The following is a 24405-nucleotide window of genomic DNA, read 5'->3' as shown; positions in this document are numbered from 1 at the left end:
AAGAATATTTCTCTCTGTTTCGTTGCGCTGGCGACCATTTGCAGATAGAAATTCTGCATAAACATAAAAAACAGGTGGTTTTGTCTCATGCGCAAACTGGACCGTACCGACATCGGCATTCTCAACAGCCTTCAGGAGAACGCGCGCATCACCAACGCCGACCTTGCCCGCTCGGTGAACCTTTCACCGACGCCGTGCTTCAACCGGGTCAAGGCGATGGAAGAGCTGGGCCTGATTCGCGAACAAGTGACGCTGCTCGATGCCGACCTGCTGGGGCTGCACGTGAATGTGTTCATTCACGTCAGCCTGGAAAAGCAGGTCGAGGAAGCGCTGCAGCATTTCGAGGAAGCGATCTCTGACCGCCCCGAGGTGATGGAGTGTTATTTGATGGCGGGCGATCCGGATTATCTGATCCGGGTGCTGGTGCCGAGCATCCAGTCCTTGGAGCGCTTCATGATGGATTTTCTGACCAAGGTTCCGGGAGTGGCGAACATCCGCTCAAGCTTTGCGCTGAAGCAGGTGCGCTACAAGACCGCGTTGCCGTTGCCGGCTAATGGGCTGACGTTAGGAACCTGAAGATCAAAAGATCGCAGCCTTCGGTAGCTCCTACAGTTGCACCGTATTCCAGATGTAGGAGCTGCCGAAGGCTGCGATCTTTTGACGTTAAAGTTTGTTAAGCGGAATCTTCAGATACACCACACCGTTGTCTTCCGCCGCCGGCAGATTCCCCGCCCGCACATTGACCTGAATCGCCGGCACCAGCAGCGTCGGCATGCCCAACCCGGCGTCGCGCTTCGTGCGCATTTCAACAAACGCCGCTTCATCGATCCCGTCATGCACATGAATATTGCTTTTGCGTTGCTCGCCGACCGTGGTCTGGCATTGCGAAGCGCGTCCTTCGGGCGGGTAATCGTGGCAAACGTAAAGCTTCACGCTCGCCGGGAAGGCCAACAGCTTCTGGATCGATTTGAACAGTTGCTGCGCGTTGCCGCCGGGGAAATCACAGCGCGCCGTGCCGACGTCGGGCATGAACAGCGTGTCGCCCACCAGAATCTGCTCGCCGTCGATCAGGTACGCCATGTCCGCTGGTGTATGGCCGGGCACATGCAGGGCGGTGGCCTTGAGATTGCCGATCATGAACGATTCGTTCGGTGCAAACAGGTGATCGAATTGCGAGCCGTCGACACGAAATTCCGGTTCCAGGTTGAACAGCGCCTTGAACACGTCCTGCACCTTGCTGATCGATGCGCCGATGGCGATCTTGCCGCCCAGTTCCCGGCGCAGGTACGGCGCGGCCGACAGATGATCTGCGTGAGCGTGGGTTTCCAGCAACCATTGCACTTGCAACTGATGCGCACGGACGAAGGCGATGAGCTTGTCCGCCTGCGCCGTGCAAGTGCGACCGGCGGCACCGTCGTAATCGAGCACCGGGTCGACGATCGCGCATTGCCCGCCATCGTCTTCATAGACCACGTAACTGTAGGTCGAGGAGGCGGGGTCGAGGAACGCTTCAATCAGGGCGGGCATGGCAAAAACCTGTGCAGAGGAATTCAGGGTTGCAACACTTTATGTAAAAACATAATGTTCGCAGCTTAAGTGACCTTCAAGGCCTCGTGCAAATGCAATCCAGTCTGACCGAATGTGAAGTCGCCCAACTGCGCGCCTCGGCCTCCAAGGCCTGCGCGCTGCTCAAGGCCCTGGCCAATGAGGATCGCCTGCTGATTCTGTGTCAACTGACCCAGGGCGAACGCAATGTTGGCGAACTGGAAAAGATGACCGGCGTACGCCAGCCAACGCTGTCCCAGCAACTGGGCATCCTGCGCGACGAGGGGCTGGTCGCGACCCGCCGTGAAGGCAAATACATTTTCTATGGGCTGGCCAGTCACGAAGTGATCCAGGTGATGAAGACCCTGTCGGGGCTTTATTGCGGAGCGGTGCTCAAAAGCTGGGAACAGCCATAAATGCCAGCTATCACACGCCCCCTGTAGGAGTGAGCCTGCTCGCGATAGCGGTGTGTCAGCCAACACATTCATTGACTGTTACACCGCTATCGCGAGCAGGCTCACTCCTACAAATGGATTGTGTGAAGGCTTAGAAATCTTGCGTGCAGCAAAAGGAACAAGCAATGAACGATCAACACTGGGGCCCATCCATCAGTGCGGACATCGTGGTCATCGGCGGCGGGACGGCCGGCATCGGTTTTGTCGCCAGCCTGCTCAAGCGTGACCCGCACCTCAACGTCACCGTGATCGAACCGAGTTCACAACACTTCTACCAACCGGCCTGGACGTTGGTCGGCGGTGGCGCCTTTGATGTGAAAGACACTGTCAGGCCGATGAGCAAAGTCATGCCGCGCCAGGCGACCTGGATTCAGGCCAGCGTCAGCGCCATTGATCCGGACAAACGCCAACTCACCCTCAATGACCAACGCACCATCGGCTATCAAAACCTGATCGTCTGCCCAGGCCTGCGCCTGGCCTGGGAGAAAATCGAAGGCTTGCAGGAAAGCCTCGGCCAACACGGCGTCACCTCCAACTACAGCTATCAACACGCCCAGTACACCTGGGATCAAGTGCAGAAACTGCGCGATGGACGAGCCTTGTTTACCCAGCCAGCGATGCCGATCAAATGCGCGGGCGCGCCGCAAAAGGCGCTGTACCTGTCCTGCGACCACTGGCGCAGATCCGCTGTGCTGCACAACATCAACGTTGAATTCAATCTGGCCGGCGCCGCGCTGTTCGGTGTGGCGACGTTCGTGCCGCCATTGATGAAGTACATCGAAAAATACAACGCGCAACTGGCCTTCAACTCGAATCTGGTCAAGGTCGACGGCCCGGCGAAAACCGCGTGGTTCGAGGTCAAGGACGCCGATGGCAACGTCAGCCGCATAGCGAAAACCTTTGATTTGCTACACGTCGTCCCGCCGCAGGTCTCGCCGGATTTCATCGCGCAAAGTCCGCTGGCCGACACCGCCGGCTGGTGTGAAGTCGATCCGCACAGCCTGCAGCATTTGCGATATCCCGAGGTGTTCGCGCTGGGCGATATCTGCGGCACCAGCAACGCCAAAACCGCTGCGGCGGTGCGCAAGCAGGTCGTGGTGGTTGCGCAAAATCTCTTGGCCTTGCGCAAGCAGCAACCGCTGCCACTCAAGTACGACGGCTACGGTTCCTGTCCGCTGACGGTGGAGAAGGGCAAGGTGATCCTCGCCGAGTTCGGCTACGGCGGCAAACTGCTGCCGACTTTTGCACTGGACCCGACCGTGCCCCGCCGCTCGGCGTGGTGGCTGAAAGCGACGCTGCTGCCATGGTTCTACTGGAACGGCATGCTCAAGGGCCGCGAGTGGCTGACGCGTGTGTCCAAGGTCGATTGAGATAACCCTATGTTGCTGGCAAGTCTGTTTGGCGTGGTGATGGGGTTGGTGCTTGGCCTGACAGGGGCCGGCGGCGGGATTCTCGCGGTGCCGGCGCTGGTGCTCGGCCTCGGCTGGACGATGACCCAGGCCGCGCCGGTGGCGTTGTTTGCCGTCGGCAGTGCGGCGGCGGTCGGAGCAATTGATGGCCTGCGCCATGGCCTGGTGCGCTATCGCGCGGCGTTGTTGATTGCGGCCCTCGGCGCGGTATTTTCGCCGCTGGGCATCTACTTCGCGCATCAGTTGCCGGAAAAAATCCTGATGATCCTGTTCAGCCTGCTGATGGTCATGGTCGCCTGGCGAATGTTCAGGAAAGAGCGTCAGCAAGCGGGACCGAGCGATCATGGGCACGCCAGTTGGGATCAGAAAAACTGCATGCTCAACGAGCAAACCGGGCGTTTCGACTGGACCGCCAAGTGCACCGCCACCCTGGCAGCGCTGGGTGCGGTTACCGGCGTGGTGTCGGGATTGCTCGGTGTCGGTGGCGGGTTCCTGATCGTGCCGGCGTTCAAGCAACTGACCGATGTGCAGATGCGCGGGATCGTGGCGACGTCGCTGATGGTGATCAGTCTGATTTCGGCGATCGGGGTGATCGGCTCGTTTCACGCCGGTGTGCGGATCGACAGCCAGGGAGCGGCGTTCATCGTTGCCAGCGTGGTCGGCATGATCGTCGGACGCCAGTTGTGCGCTCGGGTGCCGGCGCGGGCGTTGCAGGTGGGGTTTGCGAGTGTGTGTCTGGTGGTGGCGGGGTACATGTTGTTGCAGGCATGAAGCAAAACCTGTGGCGAGGGAGCTTGCTCCCGCTCGGGCGCGCAGCGGCCGCTCTTTAAGGGCCTGCTACGCAGTCCAGCGGGAGCAAGCTCCCTCGCCACAAGTCACATTGTTACAGGACCAGATGCGGTAGCCACAGCGACAGGGCCGGGACGTAAGTCACCAGCAGCAACACCATGAACAGCACTGCGTAGAACGGCAGCAGTGCCTTCACGGTACTTTCGATGCTGACCTTGCCGATGGCGGAGCCAACGAATAGCACCGCGCCCACGGGCGGCGTTATCAGTCCGATCCCCAGGTTCACCAGCATGATCATGCCGAACTGCACCGGATCGACACCGATGTCCAGAATCACCGGCATCAGGATCGGCGTGAGAATCAGGATCAGCGGCGCCATGTCCATCACCGTGCCCAACAGCAGCAACATCACGTTGATGCACATCAGGATCACGTAGCGGTTGTCCGACAGGGTCAGGAACATGGTGGTGATCTTCGCCGGGATCTGCATCAGCGTCATGATGTAGCCGAAGCTGGCGGCGAAGCCGATCAGGATCATCACGATGGAGATGGTGCGCACCGTGCGATGCATCAGCTTGGGCAGTTCACGCCACTTGTAGTCGCGGTAGATGAACATGGTCACGAAGAACGACCACAGCACGGCGATAGCGGCCGATTCGGTGGCGGTGAAGACACCGGAGAGGATACCGCCGAGGATGATCACCATCGCCATCAGGCCCCAGAGGGCTTCGCCGACGATTTTCAGCGCCTGGCGCATCGGGATCACTTCGCCCTTGGGGTAGTTGCGCTTTTTCGCGAAGATCAGGCACAGCACCATCAGGCATGCGCTCATCAGCAAGCCCGGCACGATGCCCGCCATGAACAGCGAGGCGATCGAAACGGTACCGCCGGCCGCCAGCGAGTAGAGCACCGAGTTGTGGCTTGGCGGTGTCAGCAGGGCCTGTACCGAACCGCTGACGGTCACAGCGGTGGAGAAGTCCCGTGGATAGCCCTTGCGTTCCATTTCCGGAATCAGCACCGAACCCACCGAAGCGGTGTCGGCCACCGACGAACCGGAAATCGCGCCGAAGAAGGTCGAGGCGACGATGTTCACCAGTGACAGGCCGCCACGGACGAAACCTACCAGCACCCCGGCGCACGCCACCAACCGGCGGGACATGCCGCCCTCGGCCATGATCGCGCCGGCCAGTACGAAGAACGGAATGGCCAGCAGCGAGAACTTGTTCACCCCGCCCGCGACCTGAATCATCACGGCCTGGAACGGAATGTCGATCCACCATGCACCGATCAGGGCGGCGGCCCCCAATGCGTAGGCGACCGGCATGCCGATCAGGATCAATACGATAAAACTGCCCAGCAGAATCAGAGCGTCCATTAAACGGCACCTTCACTTTCTTCAACCAGATCGAACTGCACGACCCGACGTTTGCTCTGGTCACCGAGCAAGAGTTTTTCCAGGACAAAAACCAGGGTTAGCAAGCCGCCCACGGGAATCGGCAAGTAGGTCACGCCAACCCGAAGGCTGGGCAGGGACGCCATGAACTGGTTCCAGGTGGACATGCACAATTTGAATCCCCAGATCGTCATGAAGATGCAGATCAGAGCCATCAGCAGTTGGGAAAAAACCGACGCTGCGCTGCGCAGGTGCGGCGGCATGCGATCAGTCACCATGGCCACCGCCATGTGCGCACCGGCGCGGTAGCTGGCAGCGGCGCCAATGAACGTGAACACGATCATCAGCAGGATGGCCGTAGGCTCCGGCCAGCTCGAGCCGGTGCCCAGCACGTAGCGGGCAAACACGCCCCAGGGAATCATCAGGGAGACTGCCAGAACGGAAAGGCCGGCCACCCAGATGCACGTCATGTAGATCTTGTCGTTGATACGCAGCAGCAAATTCTTCATCGGGTTTCACCGTAACCGGGCGCGCCTCGAACATCAGGCGCGTCGGGCCTTTTTCATAAGTACAGAGCGGGAGGTTACTGAACGGCTTCGATTTTCTTGATCAGGTCGGCATACGGCGCGCCGTACTTGGCCCGCACCGGTGCAGTGGCGTCGTAGAAGGGTTTTTTGTCGACGGTGATGAACTCGACGCCGGCGGCCTTGAGTTTTTCCTCACTGGCGCTGGACTTCGCGTCCCACAACACGCGCTCTTCAGCCTGGGCAGCCTTGGCGGCTTTCTTGACCAGGGTCTGTTGATCCGGGGTGAGTTTTTCCCACGTGATTTTCGACATCACGATTGGCTCTGGCAGGATCAGGTGACCGGTCAGGCTGTAAAACTTGGCGTTCTGGAAGTGGTTGTGTTCGAGCAGGGTCGGCGGGTTGTTTTCCGCGCCGTCGATCACGCCGGTCTGCAGGGCGCTGAAGATCTCGCCGGTGTCCATGGCGATACCGTTGGCGCCCATGGCGTTCATCATCTCGATGAACATCGGGTTGCCTTGCACGCGGATTTTCATGCCCTTGAGGTCTTCAAGCTTGCGCACCGGCTTCTTGGTGTAGATGTTGCGCGTGCCGCCGTCCATCCAGGCGAGGGCCACCAGGCCGAATTCGGAGTTGGTGATCTTGTCGAGGATTTCATCGCCCACTGCACCGTCGATAACGTTACGCATGTGTTGTTGGTCGCGGAAGATGAACGGCATGTTGAAAACGTTCACGTCCGGCACCACAGGGCCGACGATCCCCAGGCTGACCCGGGACATCTGTATCGCGCCGACTTGCATCTGTTCGATGACTTCTTTTTCAGAACCCAGCACACCGCCTGGGAAGTACTTGAAAGTCAGCTCGCCGTTGGTCTCTTTGGTCAGCGTCTTGCCCATGCTTTCTTCCGCCACCGTGGTTGGATAACCCTTGGGGTGGATGTCGGCGACTTTGAGTTCCAGTGCCTGGGCGGCGCCAGCGAGGGTAAACATCAGCGGAAGTGCAGCGGCGAGCAAGGTGCGTTTGAAGTTCATGGGGGTGAGTCTCCAGTCTTGTTATTTTTGTGTTCAAGGCGCAGCGGTGCAGCAGAGGGTTTTAAAGCAAATCGTTGCATTCAGGTTCGGCGAGGCCTTTGACGCCGGGCTTCAAGGCGAACACGCCGCCGGCCAGGGACTGCGGATCCTGATCGTCGCCAGGTCGAATCGAGGCGACGAACAAGGTGTCCATGTCGCGCCCGCCGAACGCACACATGGTCGGCTTCTTCACCGGCACTTCCAGTGAGAAATCGAGGCGACCGTCAGGGGCGAAGCGGTGGATCAGGCCGGCATCGTTGGCGCAGATCCAGTAGCAGCCTTCGGCATCCACGGCGGCGCCATCGGGACGGCCGGGGAAGTGGTTCATGTCCACAAACACGCGCCGATTCGATGGCGTGCCGGTCTCGGTGTCGTAATCGAAAGCCCAGATCAATTGCACGTCGGGATGCGAATCCGACAGGTACATGGTTTTGCCGTCAGGGCTGAAACCCAGACCGTTGGGCACGATGAAACCGTCAAGTTGCGCTTCGACCACGCCACTCTGCCCGGCGCTGTAGCGATAAAGCCGGCCTTCAGGCGCGTTCAGGCCCATGTTCAAGACCATGCTGCCGGCCCAGAAACGGCCCTGACGGTCGCAGCGACCGTCGTTGAGGCGCATGTCGGGGCGGCTGTGGTCGACGGTCGCCAGCAACGTGGCGTCCAGGCTGCCGTCGCTGTGCGGATGCAAATGGAAGAAACCGCTTTCCATGCCGGCGATCCAGCCACCCCTGCGGTGGCGGGTAATGCAGGCGAGCATTTCCGGGGTTTTCCAGGAGTCGACGTGCCCGGTATCGGCGCTCCAGCGTTGCAGTCCGCCGTTGGGGATGTCGACCCAGTACAGCGCGTTTTCCTGCGGCACCCAGACCGGGCTTTCACCGACCGCGTTGCGAGCGTCGACGATCAATTCGGCTTGCATACTCATTCCCTTGGCTTTTTGTTGGAGGGGGATCAAGTCGAGTGGTCAGTCGCCGAACGGGCCTGCTGCAACGAAGGCGCCGCCCTGATAGATCCGCGCCGGATCATCCTCGGCCGGCATCGGCTGCGCTTCGACCTTGTCGCGGAATACTTCCGAGGTGTCGCGGGCTTCGAAGCCGAGGTGGCTGGCGTAGCGGTTGTCCCACCAGACGTCCTTGTTGGCGGACATGCCGTAGACCACGGTGTGGCCGACATTCGGTGTGTACAGCGAGCGTTCGAGCAGTTGCGTGAGATCGTCGAAGCTCAGCCAGGTGTGCATCATCCGGCGGTTTTGCGGCTCGGGGAACGAGGAGCCGATGCGGATGCTGACGGTTTCGATGCCATAGCGATCAAAGTAAAAACTGGCCATGTCTTCGCCGTAGGACTTGGACAGACCGTAGTAACCGTCCGGGCGGCGCGCGGAAGTGGCGTCGAGCTTTTCGTCCTGTTTGTAGAATCCGATGACGTGGTTGGAGCTGGCGAAAATCACCCGCTTCACACCGTGCTTGCGTGCGGCCTCGTAAATGTGGAAAACGCCGCAAATGTTGGCGCCGAGGATCTCTTCGAACGGACGCTCAACCGAGACGCCGCCGAAATGCAGGATGGCGTCGACACCTTCGACCAATTGATGCACGGCTTGCTTGTCGGCGAGGTCGCAGAGCACGACTTCTTCATGCTCGTCGGTCGCCGGGGCGAGGGCGGCGATGTCGGACAAACGCAGCACGTTGGCGTAAGGACGCAGGCGTTCGCGCAGCACTTTGCCCAGGCCTCCGGCGGCACCGGTCAGCAGCAGGCGGTTGAATGGAGCGCGGGGGGTAGAAGTAGACGTCATGGCAATCCCTGAACACATTGTTATTAGGTTTGTTGTAGGTTGTCGTATGACTGCGCTGAAGTATCGGTAGGGTTTCCGGATCTTGTCAACGCGACTTTTGGTGTAGATGACGGAAGGGCCAGCCCGTTTTCCTTCCTTGCAACGCGATCCCATTGTAGGAGTGAGCCTGCTCGCGATAGCGGTGTATCAGTCAAGGAATATGTCGGCTGACACGACGCTATCGCGAGCAGGCTCACTCCTACAGGGGTTCGGTGTCGCCTCGGAAATTACAACAACGAAATCGGATAGCTGATGAAGATCCGGTTCTCGTCAAACTCGTTGGTGCTGAAGTCCCGGCGAATCGTCGCGTTGCGCCATTTCACGTTCAGGCTCTTCAATGGGCCGCTCTGCACGGTGTAGGCCAGTTCCGACTCGCGCCCCCATTCCTTGCCATCGCTGGTGGTGGCGGTGTGCACGTTGTCACCGCTGATGTAGCGGTTCATCAGGGTCAGGCCAGGCACGCCAAGGGCGGCGAAGTTGTAGTCGTGGCGCAACTGCCAGGAGCGCTCTTTGGCGTTGTCGTAACTGGCGTTGTAGCTGTCGTTGGCCAGGGTGCCGCCGCTGGTGCCGTTGACGCGCATCCAGCCATCGTCGCCAGTGAGTTTCTGCAGGCCGACGTAGAAGGTGTTGCCACCGTATTTGGCTGAAAGCAGGGCGAATGCGGTTTTGTTGTCGAGGTCGCCGGCCTGGGCGCTGCCGTCTTCCTTGCCGGTGAAGAAACCGAGGTTGGCGCCCAGCGTCCAGTCGCCCATCGGCTGGCTGTGGCTGAGGTTGAAATACTGCTGCTGATAGATATCAGTGAGTTCGGCGTACCACACGCCGACCATGGTGCGCTTTTCATTGAAGCTGTATTCGCCGCCGCCGAAGTTGAAGCGGTCGGAAGTGAACGCGCCGCGGCCGTTCATCGACATGTCTTCCATGCTGGCGTCGTTGCGCGGGCTGTTGCCGCGGAACTGGCCGCCGTAGACGGTCAGGCCGTTGATCTCGGTGGAGGTGATCTGGCCGCCGCGAAAGGTCTGCGGCAGCGAGCGACCGTCGTCGGAACGCAGGATCGGCAGCACCGGCATCCATTCGCCGACTTTCAATTCCGTTTTCGACACCTTGGCTTTCAGCGCCACGCCGAGACGGCCGAAATTATCGGCCGGACGCCCGTCATCGTGGATCGGCAACAGCTGCGTGCCGCCCGTGCCTTTGCCGCCATCGAGCTTCTGCGAATACATGCCGAGGATGTCGAGACCGAAGCCGACGGTGCCCTGGCTGAAGCCGGATTTGGCATCGAGGATAAAGTTCTGCGTCCACTCTTCGGCCTTGCCCTGCGGGTTGGCCGGGTTGACGAAGTTGCGGTTGAAATAGGCGTTGCGCAGGTTCAGCGTGGCTTTGCTGTCGTCGAGAAAGCCCTCGGCATCGGCGCTCATTGGCAAGGCAAAGGCGAGGCTGCTGCAGCCGACCAGGCTCAAGGTGGAACGCGTGCGAATGGCGGTAAAGCGGGAAGGGCGGATGGAATTGCGGGCGAGTGTGCTCACTGTGACGCTCCCTGGATCGTTTGTTGTTTTTATTATTTGTCATACGTCGTCGTACAACATGGATGCGGATATTTCCCAGATTTTCAGGGAATGTCAACTGGAAGTTATACGATGACTCCAAGGCGGAACGTTCCCCCTGTAGGAGTGAGCCTGCTCGCGATAGCGATCTATCAGACAATCAATTGGTGACTGACACACCGCAATCGCGAGCAGGCTCACTCCTACAGGGTTTTTTGTTGTCTACGGGAAAGTGTGTTGTCAGTGAAATTGCGGCAAACTTCCCTCACCCCCGCACAAGGCCGATCCATGGATAAATACGCCCCGCGCAACTGGCAGCCGCACGAAAAGCCCAGCCTGCCCGGTTCTCCCTCGACACCACTGCACTCAACGCCCAAACGCCTGGCGTATGCGGCGGTCGGAGTGCTGGTGGCGGTGACCGGTGGTTTGGGTAACTCGCTGGTGGTTGCCAACCTGCCTTACCTGCAAGGTTCGCTCGGCGCGACCACTGCGGAAATGGCCTGGCTGCCGGCGGCGTATGTGATGACCAACGTGTCAATGAACCTGCTGCTGGTGAAGTTTCGCCAACAGTTCGGCTTGCGCGCTTTCACCGAAGTGTTCCTGGTGCTGTACGCGTTGGTGACCTTCGGCCACTTGTTCGTCAACGACTTGAATTCCGCCGTGGCGGTGCGTGCGGCCCACGGCATGGTCGGTGCGGCGCTGAGTTCGCTGGGTCTGTATTACATGGTCCAGGCGTTCCCGGCGAAGTGGCGACTGAAAGCGCTGGTGCTAGGCCTCGGCACCTCGCAACTGGCCCTGCCGCTGGCACGGCTGTTCTCCGAAGATCTACTGCAGATTGCCGAATGGCGCGGCTTGTACCTGTTTGAATTGGGCATGGCGCTGCTCTCGCTCGGTTGTGTGCTGCTGCTGAAGTTGCCGCCCGGTGACCGCTTCAAAACGTTCGAAAAGCTCGACTTTCTGACCTTCGCGATTCTCGCCAGCGGCGTGGCGCTGTTGTGCGCGGTGCTGTCGCTGGGACGCATCGACTGGTGGCTGGAGGCGGACTGGATCGGCATTGCCCTGGCCGGGTCGATTGCGCTGATCATCATGGGCCTGGCGATCGAACATAACCGCAGCAACCCGATGCTGATGACCCGCTGGCTGGGCAGCGGGGCGATGGTGCGACTGGCGCTGGCGGTGGTGCTGATCCGCATGGTCACCTCCGAACAATCGACCGGTGCCGTGGGCTTCATGCAGAACCTCAACATGAGCAGTCAGCAATTGCACAGCCTGTACGTGGTGATGCTGCTGGGCAGCGTCGCCGGGTTGCTGATCAGTGCGCTGACGATCGACCCGAAACACCTGCTGCTGCCGCTGATCATCTCGCTGGCGCTGATGGCCACCGGTTCAGTGATGGACAGTTTTTCGAACAACCTGACCCGTCCCGAAAACCTGTATTTCAGTCAGTTCCTGCTGGCGTTCGGCAGCACGTTTTTCCTCGGTCCGACCCTGGTGCTGGGGACGCGCAACGTGCTGACCAATCCGCGCAATCTGGTGAGTTTTTCCGTGCTCTTCGGGATCTGTAACAACCTCGGCGGGTTGATTGGCGCGGCGCTGCTGGGTACGTTCCAGGTCGTGCGCGAGAAGTTTCACTCCAGCCACATCGTCGATCACCTGGTGATGTCCGATCCGTTGGTTGCCGCGCGGGTGCAAAGCGGCGGTTCGGCGTACGGCTCGCTGCTCGCCGACCCGAGCCTGCGCAACCTGGCCGGCATCCGCAGTCTGGCCAATGCGGCCACGCGTGAAGCGAACGTGTTGGCCTATAACGATGTCTTCATGCTGATCGCGGTGATTGCGGTGCTGACCATGATCTGGATTTCGATCCGGGCGCTGTGGCTGATGAGCACCACCAAAACCGTCGAACCGACACCTAACGGACCTTCCAGCGGCGCCACTTCTTCATGACCGAACCGACCACCACAACCACCAATGCCATTGCCGCCACCCCTGAAGGCGAGGCGCCGCCGTCATCGCCAAACACCGAGCCGCGTTCTTTACGCGTGCGGATCATTTCTTCGCTGGGCTTTGCGGCAATTGCCATCGTCGGCGTGCTGATCGTCTTGTATGCCTGGCAACTGCCGCCGTTCAGCAGCGCCGTCGAAACCACAGAGAACGCCTTGGTCCGGGGGCAGGTGACGATCATCGGGCCGCAGCTCAGCGGTTATGTGTTCGAGGTGCCGGTGCAGGACTTCCAGTACGTGAAGGCCGGTGACCTGCTGGTGCGTCTTGACGACCGCATCTATCAGCAGCGCCTCGACCAGTCACTGGCGCAACTGGCGGTGCAAAAAGCCGGGCTGGCCAATGTGGTGCAGCAACGCAACAGCGCCGAAGCGACGATCAAGTTGCGTCAAGCCGTGTTGGCCGACAGCCAGGCGCAGTTGCGCAAGAGCGAGGCGGACCTGCGCCGCAATCAGGAACTGGTGCGCGACGGTTCGGTGTCGAAGCGCGAGTTCGACGTGACCCTGGCGGCCAATGCGCAAAGCACGGCGGCGGTGGCGCAAGCCAAGGCCAATCTGGAAATCGCCCGCCAGGATCTGCAAACGGTGATCGTCAATCGCGGCTCGCTGGAAGCGGCGGTGGCCAGTGCCGAAGCGGCGGTGCAACTGGCGCGGATCGACCTGTCGAACACACGGATTGTCGCGCCGCGTGACGGTCAGCTCGGCCAGATTGGCGTGCGCCTCGGCGCCTACGTCAACTCCGGCGCGCAACTGATGGCGTTAGTGCCCGAGCAGAAATGGGTGATCGCCAACATGAAGGAAACCCAGATGGCCAACGTGCGGGTCGGGCAACCGGTGCGCTTCACTGTCGATGCGCTGAACCACCGCAAATTCACCGGGCATGTGCAGCATATTTCGCCGGGTACCGGCTCTGAATTTGCCTTGTTGCAGGCCGATAATGCGACCGGCAATTTCGTCAAAATCGCCCAGCGGGTGCCGGTCAGGATCACCATTGACCCGGATCAGCCGGAAGAAGAGCGCCTGCGCCCGGGGATGTCGGTGGTGGTCAGCATCGACACGGCGGCGGGCGATACCCAACCGCATTGATCCACCGCGATCAATTGTAGGAGTGAGCCTGCTCGCGATAGCGGTCTGTCAGTCGATGATCAAATGCCTGAAAGATCGCTATCGCGAGCAGGCTCACTCCTACAGGTCATTATCCGCTAGTCTTCAGCAACGCCGCCGTCAGGGAGCCCACATGGGCAATCACAAAATCGAAATTCGCCGCAGCAACGTCGAGAAAATCCTTCTGGCGGCGGAAAAAGTCTTCGCCGAAAAAGGCTTCGGCGGTACGGCCATGGCCGACATCGCGGCCCAGGCGCAACTGCCGCGCTCCAACCTGCATTACTACTTCAGCACCAAGAGCGAGCTGTACAGTGCGGTGCTGTTCGACCTGCTGGAAGTGTGGAAGCAGGACGCGCTGTGCTTCGAAATGTTTGACGATCCGCGCGTGGTGTTGAGCAGCTACATCCGCGCCAAGATGAACCATTCGCGCAGCCGGCCGTACGGCTCGAAAGTCTGGGCCAACGAAATCATCCACGGCGCACCGACGCTGGGCGAGGCACTGGATGTCAGCCTGTACGACTGGGCGAAAATGAAGGAAGCGAAGATCCGCCAGTGGGTCGAGGACCAGCGGATCCTGCCGGTTGAACCGTCGAGTCTGCTGTACATGATCTGGGCGTCAACGCAGCACTATGCCGACTTCGATCATCAGGTGAATATCCTCAACGAACATCAGCCGTTGTCGGATATGCAGTTCGAGCGGGCGGTGCAGACGGTGACTAGTGTGATTTTGCGCGGGATCGGCCTGGAGCCTTGAGAGTTGTGCTGTGCCGGCGGGCCTCATCGCGAGCAGGCTCACTCCTACAGGGGAACGCATTCCAAATGTAGGAGTGAGCCTGCTCGCGATGGCTTCGGTTCAGGCACCGCTTCCCTCAAGCAGAAACATGGTAAGGATTCCTCGGATCATGGTTCCAGTCCAGAAACGGCTTGCCCGTCTCCACCGCGACCATTTCAATGCAGTCCGCCACCGGGCAGGTGATCTGGCACAAATTGCAGCCCACACACTCGTCATCGATCACTTCGTATTTATGGGTGCCGTCGGCCTGTCTAAGACTGCCGATCGCCTGGTGTGAGGTGTCTTCACAAGCAATGTGGCAGCGCCCGCAACCAATACACGCGTCCTGATCAATCTTTGCGATGACCTGATAGTTGATATCGAGGTATTTCCAGTCCGTGGTGTTGCCCACGGCACGCCCGGAAAACTCGGCGATGTTGGCGTAACCCTGGCTGTCCATCCACCGCGACAAGCCGTCCTTCATCTCCTCGACAATGCGGAAGCCATGCAGCATCGCCGCCGTGCACACTTGCACCGCGCCGCTGCCCAGTGCCATGAACTCGGCTGCGTCGCGCCAACTGCCGATACCGCCGATGCCGCAGATTGGCAGGCCCTGGGTCTGCGGATCACGGGCGATTTCCGCAACCATGTTCAGCGCAATCGGCTTGACCGCCGAACCGCAATAACCGCCGTGGGTGCTTTTGCTGCCGACGGTGGGCAGGGCGACCATGTGTTCCAGGTCGACACTGGTGATCGAGTTGATCGTGTTGATCAGCGACACCGCATCCGCACCGCCACGATGGGCGGCACGCGCGGCGACACGAATGTCGGTGATGTTCGGCGTCAGTTTGACGATCACCGGCAGCGAGCAATACGTCTTGCACCAGCGCGTCACCTGCTCGACGTATTCCGGCACCTGACCGACCGCCGCGCCCATACCGCGTTCGGGCATGCCGTGGGGGCAGCCGAAGTTCAGTTCTATGCCGTCGGCGCCGGTGGCCTCGACCAGCGGCAAAATGTGTTTCCACGACTCCTCGACACACGGCACCATCAGCGAAACGATCAGCGCGCGGTCCGGCCAGTCCTTCTTCACTTGGGTGATTTCGCGCAGGTTGATCTCCAGCGAACGGTCGGTGATCAGTTCGATGTTGTTGATGCCCAGCACTTCGCGGTTGGCGCCGTAGTGCGCCGAATAACGTGATGAAACATTGACCGCCGCGGGGTCTTCACCAAGGGTTTTCCAGACCACGCCGCCCCAGCCTGCTTCGAAGGCGCGGACGACGTTGTAGGCCTTGTCGGTGGGTGGCGCGGAGGCCAGCCAGAACGGGTTCGGCGCCTTGATGCCAGCGAAGACTATCGAGAGATCGGCCATTTACGCAGCCTCCACGTTGAGCATCAGTTGCACATTGATCGCCTCGGCGGCGCGTTTGCCATGCTGCACCGCTTGCACGGTGAGGTCCTGATCGAGGCTGGTGCAGTCACCGCCGGCGTATACCCCGGGGATGCTGGTGCGCAGGTTTTCATCGACCTGAATCCGTTCGCCCTGGCGCTTGAGTTCGCGCGCCAGTGGATCGCTGAGGGCCGCACCGTCGAAGCTCTGGCCGATGGCTTTGAAGATCGCGTCGGCCGCCAGTTCGAAGGTCTCTGCGATGCTTTGCAGACGACCGTCGACCAGGGCGGTACGGACGAAACGCATGCCGCGCACGCGGCCCAACTCGTCGAGCAGCACGTGCTCCGGTTGTGCCCAGGTCAGCAGGCGCACCTGATTGGCTTTGGCGATGTCTTGCTCATGAACAGTCGCCCCCATGTCCGCCGCGCCACGGCGATAGACCAGATTCACTTCGCGCGCTCCGAGGCGGGCCATCTGCACGGCCATGTCGATGGCCGTGTTACCGGCGCCGAGAACGATGCAACGATCGGCCAATGGTAGTTGCGTGAGGTCGTCGGCCTGGCGCAACTCGCGAATGTAGTCGGTGGCGGCGAGCAGGCCGGGCGCATCTTCGTGGGCCAACCCGAGTTGTTTGCTGGCATTCAGACCCAGGCCGAGGAACACGGCGTCGAACTGCTGATGCAGTTCGCTGAGGGTCAGGTTCTCACCGAGTTTGTGCCCATGACGGATCTCGATGCCGCCGATCTGCAGGAGAAAATCCAGTTCCTTCTGCGCGTAATCATCGACCAGTTTGTACTTGGCGATCCCGTATTCGTTGAGGCCGCCAGCCTTGTCCCGGGCTTCGAAAATCACCACCTCATGACCGTGCATGGCACTGCGGTGTGCGCAGGACAAACCGGCAGGTCCGGCACCGACCACGGCGATACGTTTGCCGGTGGCGGCGGCGCGCTGAAACGGGTGTTCGGTGAAGTGGGCGTTATCGACGGCGTAGCGTTGCAGCAGGCCAATCAGCACCGGTGCGCATTCCTGGGCGTTGTTGCGCACGCAGGCTTGCTGGCAGAGGATTTCCGTCGGACAGACCCGCGCGCAACTGCCGCCGAGGATGTTCGCCGAAAGGATTTTCTGCGCGGCGCCCGCTACGTTGTCTTGATGGATGTTGCGGATGAACGAAGGGATATCGATCTCGCTCGGGCATGCGTTGACGCAAGGCGCGTCGTAGCAATACAGGCAGCGCGACGCTTCCAGATGCGCCTGCCGGGCATTGAGCGGCGGCGCCAGATCAGTGAAATGGCCGGCGAGGGCGGCCGCGCTTTCGTGCGGGTGGGGGAGGTGGTTCAGGGTCTCGATCACGGTTTATGGCCTCATGGCTAATTGAGGTGCTGCCTCTGGTGGGCAGTGGTTTTGTGTCGTCTGGGCGGGCCTCATCGCGAGCAGGCTCACTCCTACATTTGAAATGCGTTCCCCCTGTAGGAGTGAGCCTGCTCGCGATGAGGCCGAAGGCCTCGCTTCAGCGCTTGACGGCGGTCGGGCGCTGCAACTCAGCTCGCTTGCTGAGCAAATCAAACACCGCCGGATACGCCGGCCGTTCGATGTAGCGGCCCGCGCCGCGCTCGGCGCGCAGATCGCCATCGGCCCAGACCACCCGGCCCTGGCTGACGGTATGGCTCGGCACGCCGCGCACGGTCTTGCCTTCGAAAATGTTGAAGTCCACCTGCTGATGGTGGGTCTTGGCGGAAATGGTCCGCGTGCCGTGCGGGTCCCACAGCACCAGGTCGGCATCGGCACCGACGCGGACGGCGCCTTTGCGCGGGTACAGATTGAAAATCTTCGCGGTGTTGGTCGAGGTCAGGGCGACGAAGTCCTGCATCGACAATCGCCCGGTGTTCACCCCTTCGTCCCAGAGCACCGCCATGCGGTCTTCGATACCGGCGGTGCCGTTGGGGATTTTGCTGAAATCGTCGCGGCCGGCGGCTTTCTGTTCCGCGCAGAAGCAGCAGTGATCAGTGGCGGTGGTGTGCAGATTGCCGTTTTGCAGCCCGTGCCAAAGCGCTTCTTGATGACCGCGCGGGCGAAACGGCGGACTCATCACGTAACCGGCGGCGGTCTGCCAGTCCGGGTGTTGGTAGACGCTGTCATCGAGCAGCAGGTGTCCGGCCAATACTTCGCCGTAAACCGGCTGGCCCTTGCTGCGCGCGTAGGTGATTTCATCGAGGGCTTCTTTGGTCGAGACATGGACCAGATACAACGGCGTGCCAAGGGTCTCGGCGATGCGAATGGCGCGACTCGCCGCTTCGCCTTCGACTTGCGACGGACGCGACAGCGGATGCGCCTCTGGGCCGGTGATGCCCTGCGCCATCAGCTTGCGTTGCAGGTGGTAGACCAACTCGCCGTTTTCGGCGTGCACAGTCGGCACTGCGCCGAGTTCCAGGCAGCGCTCGAAACTCGCCACCAGGGTGTCGTCGGCGGCCATGATCGCGTTTTTATAGGCCATGAAATGCTTGAAGCTGTTGACGCCGTGCTGGTTGACCAACTCAGCCATTTCCTCGCGCACCTGTTCGCTCCACCAGGTGATCGCCACGTGAAAACCGTAATCCGACGCGGACTTTTCCGCCCAGCCGCGCCATTGATGAAACGCTTCCATCAAAGATTGCTGCGGATTGGGAATCACGAAGTCGATGATCGAGGTCGTGCCGCCGGCCAGACCGGCCGCCGTGCCACTGTAGAAATCTTCGCTGGCAACCGTGCCCATGAAGGGCAATTGCATGTGCGTGTGCGGATCGATGCCGCCGGGCATCAGGTATTGGCCGCTGCCATCGAGCACTTCGGCGCCGGCGGGAATATCGAGGTTTTCACCGATGGCTTTGATCACGCCGTCAGCGCAATAGACGTCGGCGCGATAACTTTCATCATGGGTAACAACGGTGGCGCCACGGATCAACAGAGACATTCCGAGTTCCTCGCAGGCATGACCGACTTGTGCCGGCTCTAGATGTTTTATTGATAGACAACACAGCGGGTTGTATTCCTGTCAGTGCTGTCAGGAATAGAAACTAGTCGCAGATTTGTAATAGATCAAGATTATTTTTTATAAGCTTATGTCTGAATTAAATGATTGAAAAGTAACGATTAAATCGTTAATTCACCAAAATGGTGAGGCGGCTCACCATTTTGACGCACTTGACAGGATGGAAATATGAGCAAGATTTCCTATGTGAAATCAGCCGCTTGAAGTTGAGCTGCGATTGCTCGCCCGTGATGAAAAAAAAGTGCAGTGCACCAGTTTGAGTCCTGACAGTTCGGACAACTTGTCGGTCGTTTAGCCTGAACGCGCCGCGCGGTTTTCGAGGACTCCTCCCATCAACAATTAAAACTGATGAATATCAGAAAGTTGCACCGCATTGGCGACACCGTCCGAGGCGCAAGCGGGACACCCGGCACGTTTATTGATGCCGCCGCTGCACGATGGTCGGTGCAGAAAGTTGTCAGTTCCTCCGGCCATCGTCCGGCTTGTACCTGCGTGTGCCAGCCGCCTGATGAGCAAAAAATAATCAGAAGAACAGTGGAGCGGCCATGCAACAGATCAGATCGCAAGTGACCGAGCGCGACGGCTTGTACGAACTCGAAGCCGGCAGCGACGTCCTCGACAGTCCCCGTTACAACCACGACATGGCACCGACTCAGGTGCGCGAACGCACCTGGAACAAATGGCACATCACCGCGTTGTGGGTCGGCATGGCGATCTGCGTGCCGACGTACACCCTCGGCGGTGTGCTCACCGCCTACTTTGGCCTGACCGTGGGTGAGGCGCTGCTGGCGATTCTGTTTGCCAACATCATCGTGTTGATCCCACTCACGCTGAACGCCTTCCCCGGCACCAAGTACGGCATACCGTTCCCGGTGCTGCTGCGCTCGTCGTTTGGCATCCTCGGCTCCAACGTGCCGTGCCTGATTCGCGCGCTGGTGGCGTGCGGCTGGTTCGGCATTCAAACGATGTTCGGCGGGCTGGCGATTCACCTGTTCCTCGGGTCGGTGTTCGAGGGCTGGAAATCCCTTGGCGGCACGGGCGAGGTCATCGGTTTCATGGTGTTCTGGGCGCTGAACCTGTGGGTGGTGATTCGTGGCGCCGAATCGATCAAGTGGCTCGAAACCCTGTCCGCGCCGCTGCTGGTCGCGGTAGGTATCGGCCTGCTGGTGTGGGCGATGCCCAATGTGTCGATGACGGAGTTGCTGGCGATCCCGCCGAAACGGCCCGAAGGCGTCAGTGTGGTCAGTTACTTCGCCGCCGGGCTGACGGCGATGGTCGGTTTCTGGGCGACATTGTCGCTGAACATTCCCGACTTCAGCCGTTATGCCAAGAGCCAGAAGGACCAGATTCTGGGGCAGATCATCGGCTTGCCGCTGACCATGTTTTTGTTCGCCGCGCTGGGCGTGGTGATGACCGCCGCGTCGGTGAAACTCGTTGGCGTCACGGTGTCTGATCCGGTCACGCTGATCGGCCATATTCAGAGTCCGGTATGGGTCGCGCTGGCGATGGCGCTGATCATCATTGCCACGCTGTCGACTAACACTGCGGCGAATATCGTCTCGCCCACCAACGACTTTCAGAACCTCGCGCCGAAGGTCATCAATCGCACCAAAGCGGTGTTGTTGACCGGGCTGGTGGGGCTGGCGCTGATGGCCCACGAACTGATGAAAAAGCTCGGCTGGATCGTTTCCGAGGTCAGCCTGGAGAGTGTCTATTCCAACTGGCTGCTGGGCTATTCGAGCCTGCTCGGACCGATTGCCGGAATTATGGTGGTGGACTATTTCCTGATCAAGAAACAGCAACTGGACCTCGCCGGTTTGTACCGTGACGACGTCTATCCGGCGTGGAACCTGGCCGGTTTTGTCGCGTTTGGCGTGCCGGTGGTGCTGACCTTGCTGTCGCTGGGCAGTGACGCGTTCAGCTGGTTCTACAGCTATGGCTGGTTTACCGGCTCGGCACTGGGCGGGGTTATTTATTACGGGTTGTGCGTGATGCGGCCGCAGCCGTCTGCCGTGAAAACAGCGGTGTAGCGACTGCCGTCATCGCGAGCAGGCTCACTCCTACAGTTTGAAATGCGTTCCCCTGTAGGAGTGAGCCTGCTCGCGATAGCGGTTTACCTGACACCAAAGAAACGACCATAGAAATCAGCCTGAGGAGATCCCCATGAACGCAGCCGTAGACGTTCTGAAATCGAGCCATCAGCACATCAACCGCAATCGCCTGTGGGCCTCGCTCATGGAACTGGCCAAACTCGGCGCGACGGTCAAGGGCGGTGTCTGTCGCCTGGCCCTGACCGACCTCGACCGGCAGGCCCGCGACCTGTTCGTGCAATGGTGCACGGACGCCGGTTGCAGCGTCACGGTCGATGCGGTCGGCAACATCTTCGCCCGGCGCCCGGGGCGCAATCCGGATCTGCCGCCAGTGATGACCGGCAGCCACATCGACACCCAGCCCACCGGCGGCAAGTTCGACGGTTGCTTCGGTGTCCTGGCGGGTGTCGAAGTGCTGCGTACCCTCAATGACCTCGGCGTGCAAACCGAAGCGCCGCTGGAAGTGGTGGTCTGGACCAACGAAGAGGGCTCGCGCTTCGCTCCGTGCATGATGGGCTCCGGCGTCTTCGCGGAGAAATTCACCCTCGAAGAGACCCTGGCCAAGGTCGATGCCGACGGCGTCACGGTCGGCCAAGCGCTCAACGCCATTGGCTACGCCGGCCCGCGCAAGGTCAGCGGACACAAGGTTGGCGCCTATTTCGAAGCGCACATCGAACAAGGCCCGATCCTCGAAGATGAGCAGAAAACTATTGGTGTGGTACTCGGCGCGCTAGGGCAGAAGTGGTTCGACCTCAAGCTGCGCGGCGTCGAAGCACACGCCGGCCCAACGCCGATGCACTTGCGCAAGGACGCCCTGGTCGGTGCCGCCGTGATCGTCGGCGCCGTCAACCGCGCTGCCCTAGGCCACCAGCCCCACGCCTGCGGCACGGTCGGCTGCCTGCAAGCCTACCCCGGCTCACGCAACGTCATCCCTGGCGAGGTGCGCATGACCCTGGATTTCCGGCATCTGGAACCGGCGCGCCTGGATTCGATGATCGCCGAAGTGCAGCAGGTGATCGACGCCACTTGCCAACAGCACGGCCTCACCTACGAATTGACCCCGACCGCCGACTTCCCGCCGCTGTACTTTGAAAAGGGCTGCGTGGAGGCGGTGCGTGGCGCAGCGAAAGGGCTAGGTCTGTCGCACATGGACATCGTCAGCGGCGCCGGCCACGACGCGATCTTCCTCGCCGAACTCGGCCCGGCGGGCATGATTTTTGTGCCGTGTGAAGGCGGGATCAGCCACAACGAAATCGAGAACGCAGCACCGGATGATCTCGCGGCAGGGTGCGCGGTGTTACTAAGGGCAATGTTGGCGGCTTCGGCGATGGTGGCGGCCAGCGAGCGTGCCGCCTAAGGTAAACGCACCCAGCAAACCTGTGGGAGCGAGCCTGCTCGCGAATGCGCTGAGTCAGTCAATGAATGCTCTGAATGACACCACGCTTTCGCGAGCAGGCTCGCTCCCACAGTGGATTTTTGGCGATTTTGAGGCTGTGGCACGATCCCGAACCGCTGCGGTCGTACTCTTCACCTAGCCGCATTACGTTGTGGAGATCCAATGAGCCAGGAAGTCCTGACCACCGAAACCAATCGTCGTCAGTTGCAGCAAATCATTGCCGGCCTGTCCGATGGCGTCATTTTGCTGGAGCTCGACCAGAGCATTCTCTGGGCCAACGAGGCGGCGCTGGCCATGCACGGCGTCAGCACTATCGGCGATCTGGGCGCCCACGCCGACGAGTACGCCAAGCGCTTCAGCCTGCGCTATCGCAATAATCACACCTTGTCGCCGGAGCACTACCCGATCAGCCGTGTCGCGCGCTGTGAGGTGTTCAATGACCTGCTCATCGAAGTCTCACCCGTGGACGATCCGGAGCGCCTCTGGGTGCACAGTGTGCGCAGCATGGTGCTGACTGACCGTGAAGGCCAGCCCGAGTCACTGGTGCTGATCATGAGCGACGTCACCGATTGGGCCAACGCCGAGCAGCGCTTCGAAAAAACTTTCAATGCCAACCCGGCACCGGCGGTGATCTGTCGGCTCAGCGACTTGCGCTATATCAAGGTCAATCCGGGTTTCCTGGAGATGACCGGCTACACCCGCGAGCAGGTGATCGGCACGTCGGCCTATGAAATCGATATTTTCGAACAGGCCGAGCGACGCGACCTTGCCATTCAGCGTCTGCGCGACGTTGCGACCATTCCGCAAATGCAGGCCGAACTGCGCCTGCCCGATGGCGGCAGCAAACAGGTGATCGTTGCCGGGCAGCCGCTGCTGCTCAACGACGAGAACTGCATGTTGTTGTCTTTCGTCGACATGGAGCCACGGCGCAAAGTCGAAGTGGCCCTGCGCCAGAGCGAGGAGCGGTTCGCCAAGGCTTTTCGTCTCAGTCCTGTGCCGATTCTGATCTGCAGCGCCGAGGATCAGCACGTCATCGACGTCAATCAGGCCTTCCTCGAAACCCTCGCTTATGACAGCGAGGAGGTGCTGGGCAAAACCGTGACGCAGTTGAACTTCATTGACGACGACGGTGTGCGTGTGGGGTTGCTTGCGGCGCTGGCGAAAAACGGTCGGGTGGACCGCGTAGACGTACGGGTGCGCAAGAAGAATGAGGATCTGCTGGACTGCGCATTATCGGCCGACACCGTGAATATTCACGACACGTCCTGCTATTTGCTGGTGTTGATGGACATGACTGAACGCAAGCGTACGGAGCTGGAGCTGGTGGCCGCGATTGAAGAGGTGATGAAGGATGCCTCGTGGTTCAGCCGGACCCTGATCGAAAAGCTCGCGAACGTGAAGAAGTTCAATTCGCCACAGTTGCCCAGCGCCTCGTTTACCGATCTGACGGCGCGCGAGCGCGATGTGCTGGGGTTGATCTGCGAAGGTCTGGCCGACAAGGAGATCGCCGCCCGACTGAAGCTGGCGCCCAATACCGTGCGCAATCATGTGGCGACGGTGTATTCCAAACTCGACCTGCACAGCCGCAGCGAGGCGATTGTCTGGGCTCGTGAGCGTGGCTTGTTTTCCGGAGAGTGGGGCACCAAAGGGCAGCGCTAGGGGTGCAAATGCACTAGGTGCAAGGGTGCAAATTCATGTTTTGGCGAGGGCTGTGGGTTCTTAGGCTGGTGGGGTGCGGTGCGAGCCATGTCGGGCTTGCGATCGTGCCCCTTCGAAACGGCTATAGGAATCACGTCCATGTTGAATCTTGCGCAGTTGCGCGTGCGGCTTGAGCAGAGTTTTGCGCCGCTGGCTTGTGATTGTTCGGTGGATGGTGATCATTCGCTGACGGTCAAGTTGTATCACCCCGAGTCGGGGGAGGTGGATCTGGTGATCAGTGGTCTTGATCTGGGTTCGCTGCGTACGCCTGAGTCGGTTGAGGCGTTGGTGGATGAGTTGCGGTATGAGCTTGAGAGCAATTCTTTGCGCTCGGCGCGGGATTCGGGGTTGGCTTAGGGGGCGGTTGGTCTTGGCGGCCTTT

21 protein-coding genes are annotated in these 24405 nt (G+C 60.3%); 11 read left to right on the top strand and 10 right to left on the bottom strand.

The features are described 5' to 3' along the window. Nucleotides 1-87: 87 nt before the first annotated feature. The gene (gene bkdR / locus HU765_RS20845; RefSeq protein WP_039762201.1) at nt 88-576 is read left to right on the top strand and encodes a Bkd operon transcriptional regulator BkdR; all 489 of its coding nucleotides are present in this window, start codon (nt 88-90) and stop codon (nt 574-576) included. Nucleotides 577-663: 87 nt separating this feature from the next. Here bkdR and HU765_RS20840 read toward each other — a convergent pair whose 3' ends face one another. Then, nucleotides 664-1527, bottom strand: coding sequence for an MBL fold metallo-hydrolase (locus HU765_RS20840; protein WP_186622669.1), 864 nt, complete (start codon nt 1525-1527; stop codon nt 664-666). Nucleotides 1528-1619: 92 nt separating this feature from the next. Here HU765_RS20840 and HU765_RS20835 point away from each other — a divergent pair, with 92 nt between their 5' ends. The 3 genes from HU765_RS20835 (at nt 1620) to HU765_RS20825 (ending at nt 4180) form a co-directional block, all read left to right on the top strand. Then, nucleotides 1620-1961, top strand: a complete 342-nt coding sequence (locus HU765_RS20835) for a metalloregulator ArsR/SmtB family transcription factor (protein ID WP_016775194.1) — start codon at nt 1620-1622, stop codon at nt 1959-1961. Between the two features lie 164 nt (nt 1962-2125). Then, nucleotides 2126-3370, top strand: a complete 1245-nt coding sequence (locus HU765_RS20830) for an FAD/NAD(P)-binding oxidoreductase (protein ID WP_186622668.1) — start codon at nt 2126-2128, stop codon at nt 3368-3370. 9 nt (nt 3371-3379) lie between these two features. Next, on the top strand, nt 3380-4180 hold the full coding sequence (locus HU765_RS20825) for a sulfite exporter TauE/SafE family protein (protein ID WP_186622666.1): 801 nt from the start codon (nt 3380-3382) through the stop codon (nt 4178-4180). A 112-nt stretch (nt 4181-4292) separates the two neighbouring features. On the opposite strand, the gene HU765_RS20820 is transcribed toward HU765_RS20825, so the two are convergent. The 6 genes from HU765_RS20820 to HU765_RS20795 all read right to left on the bottom strand — a co-directional run bounded on the left by HU765_RS20820 (nt 4293) and on the right by HU765_RS20795 (nt 10425). Next, nucleotides 4293-5573, bottom strand: a complete 1281-nt coding sequence (locus HU765_RS20820) for a TRAP transporter large permease (RefSeq protein WP_186622664.1) — start codon at nt 5571-5573, stop codon at nt 4293-4295. Continuing rightward, nucleotides 5573-6100 (bottom strand): TRAP transporter small permease, encoded by a 528-nt coding sequence (locus tag HU765_RS20815; protein ID WP_186622662.1) that lies wholly within the window; start codon nt 6098-6100, stop codon nt 5573-5575. The genes HU765_RS20820 and HU765_RS20815 overlap by 1 nt, the downstream gene beginning before the upstream one ends. A 74-nt stretch (nt 6101-6174) precedes the next feature. Further along, complete coding sequence (locus HU765_RS20810) at nt 6175-7146, bottom strand: TRAP transporter substrate-binding protein (protein ID WP_186622660.1); 972 nt, start codon at nt 7144-7146, stop codon at nt 6175-6177. Between the two features lie 61 nt (nt 7147-7207). Next, nucleotides 7208-8101, bottom strand: a complete 894-nt coding sequence (locus tag HU765_RS20805) for an SMP-30/gluconolactonase/LRE family protein (protein WP_186622658.1) — start codon at nt 8099-8101, stop codon at nt 7208-7210. A 45-nt stretch (nt 8102-8146) separates the two neighbouring features. Next, nucleotides 8147-8971 carry an NAD(P)-dependent oxidoreductase gene (locus HU765_RS20800; protein ID WP_186622656.1) on the bottom strand — a complete coding sequence of 275 codons (825 nt, stop codon included), beginning with the start codon at nt 8969-8971 and terminating at the stop codon, nt 8147-8149. Nucleotides 8972-9237: 266 nt separating this feature from the next. Beyond that, a complete protein-coding gene (locus HU765_RS20795; RefSeq protein WP_238344743.1) occupies nt 9238-10425 on the bottom strand; it encodes an OprD family porin in 1188 nt (395 codons plus the stop codon). Nucleotides 10426-10839: 414 nt separating this feature from the next. On the opposite strand from HU765_RS20795, the gene HU765_RS20790 reads away from it, so the two are divergent. The 3 genes from HU765_RS20790 (at nt 10840) to HU765_RS20780 (ending at nt 14406) form a co-directional block, all read left to right on the top strand. Then, nucleotides 10840-12495, top strand: coding sequence for an MFS transporter (locus HU765_RS20790; RefSeq protein ID WP_186622653.1), 1656 nt, complete (start codon nt 10840-10842; stop codon nt 12493-12495). Beyond that, nucleotides 12492-13634, top strand: coding sequence for an HlyD family secretion protein (locus tag HU765_RS20785; protein WP_186551874.1), 1143 nt, complete (start codon nt 12492-12494; stop codon nt 13632-13634). Before HU765_RS20790 ends, HU765_RS20785 begins: the two co-directional genes overlap by 4 nt. A 151-nt stretch (nt 13635-13785) precedes the next feature. Then, entirely contained in the window at nt 13786-14406 is a 621-nt protein-coding gene (locus tag HU765_RS20780) for a TetR/AcrR family transcriptional regulator (RefSeq protein ID WP_186622652.1), read from the top strand. A gap of 115 nt (nt 14407-14521) precedes the next feature. Here the strand turns inward: HU765_RS20780 and preA are convergent, their stop codons facing one another. From preA to hydA, 3 genes are all read right to left on the bottom strand, one after another. Beyond that, entirely contained in the window at nt 14522-15796 is a 1275-nt protein-coding gene (preA, locus tag HU765_RS20775) for an NAD-dependent dihydropyrimidine dehydrogenase subunit PreA (protein ID WP_186622651.1), read from the bottom strand. Then, entirely contained in the window at nt 15797-17164 is a 1368-nt protein-coding gene (locus tag HU765_RS20770) for an FAD-dependent oxidoreductase (protein ID WP_186622643.1), read from the bottom strand. A gap of 157 nt (nt 17165-17321) precedes the next feature. Further along, nucleotides 17322-18761, bottom strand: a complete 1440-nt coding sequence (hydA, locus tag HU765_RS20765; RefSeq protein ID WP_186622641.1) for a dihydropyrimidinase — start codon at nt 18759-18761, stop codon at nt 17322-17324. 623 nt (nt 18762-19384) lie between these two features. Between hydA and HU765_RS20760 the strand changes: the two genes are divergently transcribed. From HU765_RS20760 to HU765_RS20745, 4 genes are all read left to right on the top strand, one after another. Then, the gene (locus tag HU765_RS20760; RefSeq protein ID WP_186622639.1) at nt 19385-20869 is read left to right on the top strand and encodes an NCS1 family nucleobase:cation symporter-1; all 1485 of its coding nucleotides are present in this window, start codon (nt 19385-19387) and stop codon (nt 20867-20869) included. A 133-nt stretch (nt 20870-21002) separates the two neighbouring features. Continuing rightward, nucleotides 21003-22286, top strand: a complete 1284-nt coding sequence (locus HU765_RS20755) for a Zn-dependent hydrolase (RefSeq protein ID WP_186622637.1) — start codon at nt 21003-21005, stop codon at nt 22284-22286. Nucleotides 22287-22487: 201 nt separating this feature from the next. Further along, nucleotides 22488-23984 (top strand): helix-turn-helix transcriptional regulator, encoded by a 1497-nt coding sequence (locus tag HU765_RS20750; RefSeq protein ID WP_186622635.1) that lies wholly within the window; start codon nt 22488-22490, stop codon nt 23982-23984. Nucleotides 23985-24122: 138 nt separating this feature from the next. Further along, the gene (locus tag HU765_RS20745; RefSeq protein ID WP_186622633.1) at nt 24123-24380 is read left to right on the top strand and encodes a DUF1652 domain-containing protein; all 258 of its coding nucleotides are present in this window, start codon (nt 24123-24125) and stop codon (nt 24378-24380) included. Nucleotides 24381-24405 lie beyond the last annotated feature (25 nt).

The sequence above is a fragment of the Pseudomonas sp. SWRI81 genome (genome assembly GCF_014268545.1).
GTDB lineage: Bacteria > Pseudomonadota > Gammaproteobacteria > Pseudomonadales > Pseudomonadaceae > Aquipseudomonas > Aquipseudomonas hamedanensis.
The sequence above is the reverse complement of the archived record's forward strand: the minus strand, read 5'-3'. Positions and strand labels throughout refer to the sequence as shown.

What these genes read in the sequence shown, in the direction of transcription:
- bkdR (WP_039762201.1), top strand. Translation starts at nt 88, where the DNA reads ATGCGCAAACTGGACCGTACCGACATCGGCATTCTCAACAGCCTTCAG.
- HU765_RS20840 (WP_186622669.1), bottom strand. Translation starts at nt 1,527, where the DNA reads ATGCCCGCCCTGATTGAAGCGTTCCTCGACCCCGCCTCCTCGACCTAC.
- HU765_RS20835 (WP_016775194.1), top strand. Translation starts at nt 1,620, where the DNA reads ATGCAATCCAGTCTGACCGAATGTGAAGTCGCCCAACTGCGCGCCTCG.
- HU765_RS20830 (WP_186622668.1), top strand. Translation starts at nt 2,126, where the DNA reads ATGAACGATCAACACTGGGGCCCATCCATCAGTGCGGACATCGTGGTC.
- HU765_RS20825 (WP_186622666.1), top strand. Translation starts at nt 3,380, where the DNA reads ATGTTGCTGGCAAGTCTGTTTGGCGTGGTGATGGGGTTGGTGCTTGGC.
- HU765_RS20820 (WP_186622664.1), bottom strand. Translation starts at nt 5,573, where the DNA reads ATGGACGCTCTGATTCTGCTGGGCAGTTTTATCGTATTGATCCTGATC.
- HU765_RS20815 (WP_186622662.1), bottom strand. Translation starts at nt 6,100, where the DNA reads ATGAAGAATTTGCTGCTGCGTATCAACGACAAGATCTACATGACGTGC.
- HU765_RS20810 (WP_186622660.1), bottom strand. Translation starts at nt 7,146, where the DNA reads ATGAACTTCAAACGCACCTTGCTCGCCGCTGCACTTCCGCTGATGTTT.
- HU765_RS20805 (WP_186622658.1), bottom strand. Translation starts at nt 8,101, where the DNA reads ATGCAAGCCGAATTGATCGTCGACGCTCGCAACGCGGTCGGTGAAAGC.
- HU765_RS20800 (WP_186622656.1), bottom strand. Translation starts at nt 8,971, where the DNA reads ATGACGTCTACTTCTACCCCCCGCGCTCCATTCAACCGCCTGCTGCTG.
- HU765_RS20795 (WP_238344743.1), bottom strand. Translation starts at nt 10,425, where the DNA reads ATGAGCGCCGATGCCGAGGGCTTTCTCGACGACAGCAAAGCCACGCTG.
- HU765_RS20790 (WP_186622653.1), top strand. Translation starts at nt 10,840, where the DNA reads ATGGATAAATACGCCCCGCGCAACTGGCAGCCGCACGAAAAGCCCAGC.
- HU765_RS20785 (WP_186551874.1), top strand. Translation starts at nt 12,492, where the DNA reads ATGACCGAACCGACCACCACAACCACCAATGCCATTGCCGCCACCCCT.
- HU765_RS20780 (WP_186622652.1), top strand. Translation starts at nt 13,786, where the DNA reads ATGGGCAATCACAAAATCGAAATTCGCCGCAGCAACGTCGAGAAAATC.
- preA (WP_186622651.1), bottom strand. Translation starts at nt 15,796, where the DNA reads ATGGCCGATCTCTCGATAGTCTTCGCTGGCATCAAGGCGCCGAACCCG.
- hydA (WP_186622641.1), bottom strand. Translation starts at nt 18,761, where the DNA reads ATGTCTCTGTTGATCCGTGGCGCCACCGTTGTTACCCATGATGAAAGT.
- HU765_RS20760 (WP_186622639.1), top strand. Translation starts at nt 19,385, where the DNA reads ATGCAACAGATCAGATCGCAAGTGACCGAGCGCGACGGCTTGTACGAA.
- HU765_RS20755 (WP_186622637.1), top strand. Translation starts at nt 21,003, where the DNA reads ATGAACGCAGCCGTAGACGTTCTGAAATCGAGCCATCAGCACATCAAC.
- HU765_RS20750 (WP_186622635.1), top strand. Translation starts at nt 22,488, where the DNA reads ATGAGCCAGGAAGTCCTGACCACCGAAACCAATCGTCGTCAGTTGCAG.
- HU765_RS20745 (WP_186622633.1), top strand. Translation starts at nt 24,123, where the DNA reads ATGTTGAATCTTGCGCAGTTGCGCGTGCGGCTTGAGCAGAGTTTTGCG.